The sequence below is a fragment of the Chamaesiphon sp. VAR_69_metabat_338 genome, assembly GCF_031423935.1.
Classification (GTDB): domain Bacteria; phylum Cyanobacteriota; class Cyanobacteriia; order Cyanobacteriales; family Chamaesiphonaceae; genus Chamaesiphon.
Map to the genome: position 1 here is coordinate 1 of NZ_JANPGM010000540.1, position 3,708 is coordinate 3,708.

General features: G+C 50.3%; 3 protein-coding genes. 1 reads left to right on the forward strand and 2 read right to left on the reverse strand.

Features of this window, described 5'->3' with window-relative positions:
• Nucleotides 1–151 precede the first annotated feature (151 nt).
• The gene (devC, locus tag RMO84_RS14915; protein ID WP_310489234.1) at nucleotides 152–1,309 is read right to left on the reverse strand and encodes an ABC transporter permease DevC; all 1,158 of its coding nucleotides are present in this window, start codon (nucleotides 1,307–1,309) and stop codon (nucleotides 152–154) included.
• A gap of 581 nt (nucleotides 1,310–1,890) precedes the next feature.
• On the reverse strand, nucleotides 1,891–3,333 hold the full coding sequence (locus tag RMO84_RS14920; protein WP_310489235.1) for an HlyD family efflux transporter periplasmic adaptor subunit: 1,443 nt from the start codon (nucleotides 3,331–3,333) through the stop codon (nucleotides 1,891–1,893).
• Nucleotides 3,334–3,516: 183 nt separating this feature from the next.
• Between RMO84_RS14920 and RMO84_RS14925 the strand changes: the two genes are divergently transcribed.
• Nucleotides 3,517–3,708: helix-turn-helix domain-containing protein (locus RMO84_RS14925; protein ID WP_310489236.1), on the forward strand; the 192-nt coding region annotated here is incomplete at its 3' end.

Consider the following 3,708-nt stretch of genomic DNA (forward strand, 5'->3'; position numbering starts at 1 on the left):
GATCGAGGACAAGTAGCAGTGAATTAACATAGTCTGAATGTAGAGTTTAAGTGCCTAGATGTGACCGAGCCTGAAAGCATTGAAGCTATTGGTGACTAGTAGATAAGAGATATAGCAAGCTGGTGTGGGTTTACACATAAGGCTGGTAAATCTAAAACATATCTGCAGGATCGGCTGCACGCAACTTGCGCACGGCGATCGCACCAGAAATCGTACACATGAGCATAGTGAGTACGAGGACTGTAGTTGCCCGCGCGACAGTCATTAATAGTGGCAAACTAGTAGCATTGCGGGTCAGGGTGTAGAGTCCGACAGCAGCTAACATGCCAGGGAAAAAGCCGACGATCGATAAAATAATCGCTTCTTGAAAGACGACAGTTAACAGATAAAAATCGGTATAACCCATCGCTTTGAGGGTGGCATATTCGGATAAGTGATCGGCAACATCGGTATAGAGAATTTGATAAACGATCACGATCCCGACGATGAACCCCATAATCGTACCGAGAGTGAAAATAAACCCGATCGAGGTACCGCTTTCCCAGTAGCTTTTCTCAAATTGGATAAACTGCTCTTTGGACATGACTTTGACATCTTTGGGCAGATAGGCATCGATCGCGGCAACTGTGGATTTAACATCAGCACCTGGTTTGAGTTTAATCACGCCTACGTCAATCAATCCGCGATCGCGATTTTTGAACAGGCGGGCGAAGTTGGTATCGCTAGTCATCAGGTTGCCATCGGCACCAAAGGATGCGCCAAGGGTAAATAACCCACCAACGTCGATTTTTCTGCCATCTACTTCAGTTTGGACGCGTTCGCCAGAGTTAAATATTTTAGGGATATCGCCAAATTGTTCGCGGGATTTTTCGTCGAAGAGATAGGTATCGGGCAATTGCATTTTGGCAATATTTTCGCTGACGCCAGGGAGTTGAAAGAGTTGTTTATCGGCAGGGTTAAAACCGATCACCATGATTTGGCGGGTGTTTTTTTCAACGGGGTTTTTCCAGATGCCGAAGCCAAGATAGATGGGTGTGACTGATTCGACTTCTTTAAAGGCGAGGGATTGATAGAGTCGGCGTCTGGGGAAGGATTTCATGGCAATTAATGCCGTGGATTGGGGGCTGACAAGGAAGACGTCGCCGGAAACGTTGGTATGGAATTTGACGGCACTATCGAAGAGGGCGTCGCGAAATCCGAGTTGCATGAACATAAGGATGTCGGCGAAGCTGATGCCGGCGATCGCAACGAGGAGGCGGATTTTTTCGTGGCTGAGTTGCAACCAGGCAAGGGGGATTTTTTTAAACATTATTTGGGTTCCCTGGTGGAAAGTGAGTCTTGTGCCTGACGGTTTTCGATCTCGAATATCTTTGGTGTGGTGGAACCCGGATCTGGGGGTTGTCTTGATGCGCTAAACCGTTGGGGAACCCAACGAGCGCGCATCGCTCCGACCCCCAGACCCCCCGTTGAGGAGCGACCCAAATCACGCGGAGGGAACCTCCGCGTGATTTCGGTCGCCGCCCCCTCAAACTCCCCTGTCTTGACTCGCTAAACCGTCGGGGAACAAAGGCGTGCGCGAGTCGCTGCGTAAGGTTCGTTGGCGAAGCCTCTCCGTTAGGAGACTCTGTGTGAAGCGGGATGGGGGTCATAATGGCAATCGCACAATGGATAGATCTGGGGGTGGGAACCCCCAGACCCCCCGGCGGACTTATGTTTTAGTTGAAGGTAGCTAGATCGGGAATTAGCCTGGATATACTTCTAGGGATATTCTCTGACAAATAAGTAACTAGGCTAGAAAATCCCCTCTTGGGAGGGGTGCCCGTAGGGCGGGGTGGGTAGATCTCCGCTTGCTAACTACCCCTATCCCCTATCCCCTATCCCCTCTACCCCCTACTGAGTATCGATCGAGACGGCCACCTTAGAATTGGTCAAACCCTTAACAGTATTACTGTCACTGGGATCGATCGCGATTTTGACTTCGACAACGCGGGAGTCGGAATCGGCAGCGGGATCGGTATTGAGGACATCTTGCTTGCCAATTTGCAATCCGATGTATTTGACTGTGCCTTTGAGATTTTGAGAGAATGCGCCGGATTCACTCTTGATGGTGGCGGATTGGCCGACGCGGAGTTTGCGGACATCGCTTTCGTAGACTTCGGCAACGGCAACCATTTGACTGGTTTGTCCCATTTCGACGATGCCATTGGTGGTGCTGGGAGCTTCACCCGCGCGGCTGTGAACTTTGAGAATTGAGCCAGCGATGGGGGCGCGGATGTATGCGTCCGCGAGTTCGCCTTGGGCTTGGCGGACGGTGGCTTGGGCGCGGGCGAGTTCGGCTTGGGCACCAGCAACGTCTACGGGGCGGACTTCAACGATTTTGGCGAGGGTGGCTTGGGCTGCGGCGATTTGTTGGTTGGTGGTGGCGACACTGGTATCGTAGTTGGCTTTGGCTTCGGCGAGTTGTTGTTGGGCGTTACTAGTAATTCTATTTTGGGTGGCTTTGTTTTCAATAATCTGTTGGTTGAGGGTGGCGACAGTCTGATTGTATTTAGACTGAGCTTCGGCGATTTGTTGGCCGATCGTATCGACTTCGAGCCGCTTGGCATCGAGTTTTGTTGCTTCGATCGCTCGCTCGGCGTACAGTTGTTGAAAGCGTTTGTAGTCTACTTCAGTATTTTTGAGCTGGGATTGCAGTCGCCGGATCGTGGCGGCTTGGGTGGGTTTTTCGCCAGCTAGCTGGGCGTTGAGAGATGCAATTTTGCCAGCTTGGGCGGCGGGTTCCCATTTGAGTTGAGCTTCAAGGCGTGCTCTGGTCGCTACATAAGTGTCTCGATAGCCTTGGAGTTGACTCTTGAGTCGATCGATCTCGGCTTTTTGGGCACCGATTTCGCCTTGTTTGGCTCCAGCTTTGACTTTTTCTAAGTTGCTTTGGGAGACATTGACGTCTTCTTGCGTTTTGGAGAGGGTGGCTTCGAGGCGGAGCCGACTGTTGAGGATGGCGATGACTTGTCCTTTGGTGACTCGATCGCCTTCTTTGACTAATAATTGCGTTATTATCCCCTGTCCCGTCTGCGCACTGGGGGCGGAGACTTTGATGACTTCGCCCAATGGTTCTAGTCGCCCTAATGATGTGACGGCTGTGGCTTCTGCTGGTTTTGGAGCCGGTGTTTTAGCTGCTTGAGTGGCGGCTAGCGGCTTTTGGGCGATCGTGCCAGCATAATGCAGTCCGGCAGGCAATAGCAAGAGCGCGACGGCCGAGGCACCGATCGCAATCCAGCGGCTCACAGGACTCATGCTCTTGAATTTATCGACTACAAAGTTATCTTGTCCCATAGCTGATGAGTTGCCTCTTTGTCTGTTTCCGCTGGAAATTTACTTACTCGTTAGTTAGTTTAACCCAAACATAAAATATATGTCAATTAAGTTACAATCGCTAAAGCCTATGCCATAATAGGATTATAGATAATGCTTTATCCTGACCATTTAGTCAAATAATCTATTGCATCTTCCTAGATAATGCCCGTAATTAATAAACAAAAGACGATCGAGACAGCAACACTGACCCGCAATTCTGAAGCAACGAAGACCAAGCTCCTAGATGCTGCCGAGGCAGAGTTTGCTGTCACTGGTTTAATTGCTGCCCGCCTGGAAACGATCGCCGCCCAAACTGGTGTCACCAAGGCCACGATTTATTATTATTTTGAAAGT

Bases quoted from the DNA above. Each gene is read 5' to 3' on its own strand.
- devC (WP_310489234.1), bottom strand. From the start codon at position 1,309: ATGTTTAAAAAAATCCCCCTTGCCTGGTTGCAACTCAGCCACGAAAAA.
- RMO84_RS14920 (WP_310489235.1), bottom strand. From the start codon at position 3,333: ATGGGACAAGATAACTTTGTAGTCGATAAATTCAAGAGCATGAGTCCT.